This is a genomic window from Roseicyclus sp. (assembly GCF_052168335.1).
Taxonomy (GTDB): domain Bacteria; phylum Pseudomonadota; class Alphaproteobacteria; order Rhodobacterales; family Rhodobacteraceae; genus Roseibacterium.
In genome coordinates this window covers 1-4,625 of the sequence record NZ_JBQLZP010000444.1, presented here as the reverse complement: position 1 = coordinate 4,625, position 4,625 = coordinate 1, and the positions used below count along the sequence as shown (strand labels likewise).

The window sequence follows — 4,625 nt, the reverse complement described above, 5'->3', positions numbered from 1 at the left end:
CGCGCATGTGACCCGGCCCGACGGCGTGAGCGTGGATCTCGAGGGCGACGCGCCCCTCGCCGTCGCGGGGCGGCTCGTGCAGGAGGATCTCTGCGTGCTGGAGAAGCGCGACGGCGGCGAGGAGCACGTGCTGACCGCCGCCGTCCTCTGCTTTCCCGCAAGCTGGACGCTGGCCGAGAAGATCGGCCGCCCGCTCGGCGCGATCCATATCCCGGTCGCCACCTATACCGCGGACATCGCCCGCCGCGTCCAGCGCATGTTCGACGCGATCCGCCCCGGCCAGCCGATCTGGCGGCAGAACGCGCTGCTCTATGCCGCGCCCGAGCTCTTCCAGCCCCGCCGCGAGGCCGAGCCGCGCGTGCCACCCAGGTCCCGGCCCGACTACCTCCGCTCCGAGCGGCAATGCCTCCTCAGGTTGCCGCGCACGGGGGCGGTGCTCTTCTCGATCCACACCTGGGTGCTGCCCTTCGCCGCGCTGACGGAAGAACAGGCCGCAGCGCTCGAGGCGCACCCGATCGAATACGCGGGCAGGGGCCTCGGGGAGTAGCCGGCGGGACAGTTCGTCGGGGTCGGAAGACGCTCAGTCCCCGAACACCCGTGCGAAGATCGTGTCGACGTGCTTGGTGTGGTAGCCGAGGTCGAACTTCTCCTCGATCTCGGCGGGGCCGAGGGCGGCGGTGACTTCCGCGTCGGCCAGCAGCTCCTCGCGGAAGTCCTTGCCCTCTTCCCAGACCTTCATGGCGTTGCGCTGCACGAGGCGATAGGCGTCCTCGCGGCTGACGCCGGCCTGCGTCAGCGCCAGCAGCACGCGCTGCGAATGCACGAGGCCGCGGAACTTCTCCATGTTGCGCATCATCGCCTCGGGGTAGACGACGAGCTTCTCGATCACCCCCGCGAGCCGGTGGAGCGCGAAGTCGAGCGTGATCGTGGCGTCCGGGCCGATCATGCGCTCGACCGAGGAATGCGAGATGTCGCGCTCGTGCCAGAGCGCCACGTTCTCCATCGCGGGCACCACGGCCGAGCGGACCATGCGGGCGAGGCCGGTCAGGTTCTCGGTCAGCACCGGGTTGCGCTTGTGGGGCATGGCGGACGAGCCCTTCTGCCCCGCCGAGAAGAATTCCTCCGCCTCCAGCACCTCGGTCCGCTGCATGTGGCGGATCTCGATGGCGATGTTCTCGATGGACGACGCGATGACGCCGAGGGTGGCGAAGAACATCGCGTGGCGGTCGCGCGGGATCACCTGCGTCGAGATCGGTTCGGGCGTCAGGCCGAGCTTCTCGCAGACATGCGCCTCGACGGCCGGGTCGATGTTGGCGAAGGTGCCGACCGCGCCCGAGATGGCGCCGGTCGCCACCTCCTCCCGCGCGGCGCGGAGGCGGCGGCGGTTGCGGTCCATCTCGGCGTAGAAGCGCGCGAAGGTCAGCCCCATGGTGACGGGCTCGGCGTGGATGCCGTGCGAGCGGCCGATCCGCACCGTCATGCGATGCTCCATCGCGCGGGCCTTCAGCGCCGCCAGCACCCGGTCGAGCCCGGCCAGCAGCAGGTCGGTCGCGCGCACGAGCTGGATGTTGAAGGTCGTGTCGAGCACGTCCGACGAGGTCATGCCCTGGTGGACGAAGCGCGCCTCCTCCGCGCCCACGATCTCGGCCAGGTGCGTGAGGAAGGCGATCACGTCGTGCTTGGTCACCGCCTCGATCTCGTCGATGCGGGCGACGTCGAACTCCACGTCCTTCGCGCGCCAGACGGCCTCGGCGTTCGCCTTCGGGATCACGCCGAGCGCGGCCTGCGCGTCGCAGGCATGCGCCTCGATCTCGAACCAGATGCGGAACTTCGTCGCGGGCTCCCAGAGGGCGACCATCTCGGGGCGGGAATAGCGCGGGATCATGGGGCAGGGGCCTTGTGCTCGGGTCGGACTTGGCGCTCTCATAAGGAGCGCGGAGGAGAGGAACAAGTGATCCACCCACGCAAATGGACGCGGGGCCTGGTTCTGGCGATTGCGCTGGCGCCCGGGACGGCGGCGGCGGAGGAGGCGGGGACCACCGCGTCCGCCGACGCGACCGGCGGCGGGCCGGCAGAGGCGGTCTGGCACCCCATGACCGGCCCCGAGATCTGGCTCGTGCTGGGCGGCGTGGACGTCGCCTATGGCGATCTCGCCTGGGAGCGGCACGAGCCCGACGGCATCCTCCTCTTCCGGACGGTCGAGGGGCTCTACGGCGCGACCAGCATCGGGCAATGGGACGTGCAGGGCGACACGCGCTGCCTGCGCTGGAACCGCGCCGCGGAGTGGGAGTGCTACACCGTCGAGACCGACGGCGCCGACGGCATCCGTTTCACCGACGGCTACGGCAACGTCAGCGAGGGACGGCTGGTGCCGAGGGGCGAATGACGGGGCCCGAGGGCGACGCGGGCGCGTGCCACGGAGCGGGCGGCATCCGCTGCGGCACCTTCCGCGCCGTGCGGCGCGCGCCGGTGGACGCATGATCGGGCTCGACGCGCTCGTGGGCGCGTGGCGGCTCTCGCGCGAGATCGAGGACCGGCGCGCGGGCCTGGCCGGGCGCCTCGAGGGCACCTGCACCTGGCGGCGGGACGGCGCGGGCCTCGTGCAGGAGGAAGCGGGGCTGCTGCGCTACGGCGACGCGCCCCCGATGCAGGCGGAACGCCGCTATCTCTGGCGGGCGGAGGGCGACGGGCTTGCCGTGTTCTTCGAGGACGGCCGCCCGTTTTACCGGATCGGGCCCGGGCGGCACGCGGACACGCATCTCTGCCCGCCCGACACCTACGAGGTCGCCTATCTGTTCGGTGAAGGGCGCGCGTTCTCCACGGTCTGGCGCGTGACGGGGCCGCGCAAGGACATGGTGATCCGCAGCGCCTATTCGCCCGTCTGACCGGCCTCCGCGCGCGGGCCGAGACGGTCGGCCTTGCGGCGGACGAGCACGGTCCTCAGGTCGTGCATGGCGAGGAGGAGGCGGTCCGTCACCGCGTCGAGTTCGGCCTCCGAGGCGCGGGACTGCGCCCATTGCGCCGTGAGGTTCAGGTGGTCGATGGTGCGGTGGATGTCCTCGAGGTCGCGCGCCGACAGGACGGCGCGGCGCGCCTCCAGCCAGTCGGCGATGACCCGCTCCTCCGCCTCGGACAGCTCGTGGTCGCCGTGGGGCCGCACGTTGCCGTTCTTCACGTTCACGACCGCGATCTCGGTCATCTCGATGCGCCGCTGACGATTGTCGGTCGAGACGCGGAAGACGGCGGCGCCGTTCTCGCGGACGCGGAAGTAGAACTCGGGCAAGTCGGTCATCGGGAACACCAGGGCACGAACGCTGGCGGCACGTTATTGAGCGCCGCGGCCGCTGTCAAAACAGGGTCTCTCCTCCGGGCTTGCGGGCGACCACGAAGCGCGAGGGCGGCCGCGGGGGATAGTCGCCGCGCTCCTCGATGGTGAAGCCGGCCGCGACGATCTCCGCCTCGAGCCGCGTGGTGGAGAGGAAGCGGAAGGACGGCGCCTTGCCGAAGGCCCGCAGCGTGGCGAGCACCGGCCAGAGCGCGCGCCAGGGGCCGGAGAGGCAGGGCGTCTTGGTGATGAGGAGGCCGCCGGGCTTCAGAAGCGTCCCTGCCTCGGCCAGCGCGGCGGGCAGGTCCGGCAGGAGATGCAGGAGGTTGAAGGCGAGAACCGCATCGAACGGCCCTGCGGGGAGCGACCCGTCGCCGGGACGCGCGGCCACGAAGGCGAGGCCGGGGACGGGCTCGGCCTCCAGCCGCTCGCGGGCGATCCCGACCATCCCCGTGGCGTCGTCGGTGCCGATGTATTCCGCCACGTGCGGCGCGAGGCGGAGCGCGGTGGACCCGGTGCCGCAGCCGAGCTCCAGCACGCGGGCCTCGGGCGCGAGGTGGGCGCGGACGCGGGCCAGCGTCGCCTCCCAGGCCTCGGGCCTGCGCATCGGGCTTTCGGCGTAGCGGCGGGCGATGCGGTTCCAGAAGGCGGCTTGGGGGGATTCCTGCGGCATGCGTCCTTGGTCGCCCCGAAGCCGGCCCGGCGCAAGGGGAAGCGTCCCGCCTCAGTCCCCGCGCAGCCGGAGCGACATCATCGTGTAGCGCATGACGCCCCGCCGGTAGCTCTCGGTAAGGGCGTTGCCGCCGATCATGTTGGCGAAGAAGGGCGAGGCGCCGAGGCCGAGGCGCTCGGCGGTGGGACCGGCGGCGCGCAGGAGGACATCGCGCAGGCGGTTCAGGCGGAGCAGCGGCGTGAAATCCCGTGTGCCCTCTGGCGCGAAACCCGCCGCGCGCGCCTCCGCCACGAGGCCCGCGATGTCCGGCACATGCCCGAGCCGCCAGCCCGCGCGAAAGCTCGCGAGGCGGCGGCGGTCGGCGGGACCGAGCGCCGCCTCCGGCCGGTCGAGCATGTCATCGACGATCAGGAGCACGCCGCCGGGCCGCAGGTGCCGCGCGGCGGCGCTCAGGAACGCTTTGGCGCCCGGCGCGTGGACATGGGACTCGACCGCGATGGCGAGATCGCCGGGGGCCTCGGCCAGGGGCTCGGCGAAATCGGCCTGGAGGAAGCGGCAGCGGCCCGCGAGACCGCGCGCCCCGGCCTCGGCCTCGGCCCGGGCCTTCTGCGCGCCGCTGATCGTGAC

General features: G+C 72.3%; 7 protein-coding genes. 3 read left to right on the top strand and 4 right to left on the bottom strand.

Translation table 11 applies throughout. The annotated features are described in order from the left end of the window. Positions 1-547, top strand: a 547-nt coding sequence (locus ACTS11_RS13565) for a heme-dependent oxidative N-demethylase family protein (protein ID WP_442640839.1), incomplete at its 5' end; no start/stop codon positions are given. Positions 548-580: 33 nt separating this feature from the next. Here ACTS11_RS13565 and purB read toward each other — a convergent pair. Continuing rightward, complete coding sequence (gene purB, locus ACTS11_RS13560; RefSeq protein WP_442640838.1) at positions 581-1,885, bottom strand: adenylosuccinate lyase; 1,305 nt, start codon at positions 1,883-1,885, stop codon at positions 581-583. Between the two features lie 66 nt (positions 1,886-1,951). Here purB and ACTS11_RS13555 point away from each other — a divergent pair, with 66 nt between their 5' ends. Next, on the top strand, positions 1,952-2,386 hold the full coding sequence (locus ACTS11_RS13555) for a hypothetical protein (RefSeq protein ID WP_442640837.1): 435 nt from the start codon (positions 1,952-1,954) through the stop codon (positions 2,384-2,386). Between the two features lie 91 nt (positions 2,387-2,477). After that, positions 2,478-2,885 (top strand): DUF6314 family protein, encoded by a 408-nt coding sequence (locus ACTS11_RS13550; RefSeq protein WP_442640836.1) that lies wholly within the window; start codon positions 2,478-2,480, stop codon positions 2,883-2,885. Here ACTS11_RS13550 and ACTS11_RS13545 read toward each other — a convergent pair. The 3 genes from ACTS11_RS13545 to ACTS11_RS13535 form a co-directional block, all read right to left on the bottom strand. Continuing rightward, positions 2,870-3,292, bottom strand: coding sequence for a hypothetical protein (locus ACTS11_RS13545; protein WP_442640835.1), 423 nt, complete (start codon positions 3,290-3,292; stop codon positions 2,870-2,872). The genes ACTS11_RS13550 and ACTS11_RS13545 overlap by 16 nt on opposite strands. Positions 3,293-3,347: 55 nt before the next feature. Further along, on the bottom strand, positions 3,348-3,998 hold the full coding sequence (locus ACTS11_RS13540) for a class I SAM-dependent methyltransferase (protein WP_442640834.1): 651 nt from the start codon (positions 3,996-3,998) through the stop codon (positions 3,348-3,350). A 51-nt stretch (positions 3,999-4,049) separates the two neighbouring features. Then, positions 4,050-4,625: SAM-dependent methyltransferase (locus tag ACTS11_RS13535; RefSeq protein WP_442640833.1), on the bottom strand; the 576-nt coding region annotated here is incomplete at its 5' end.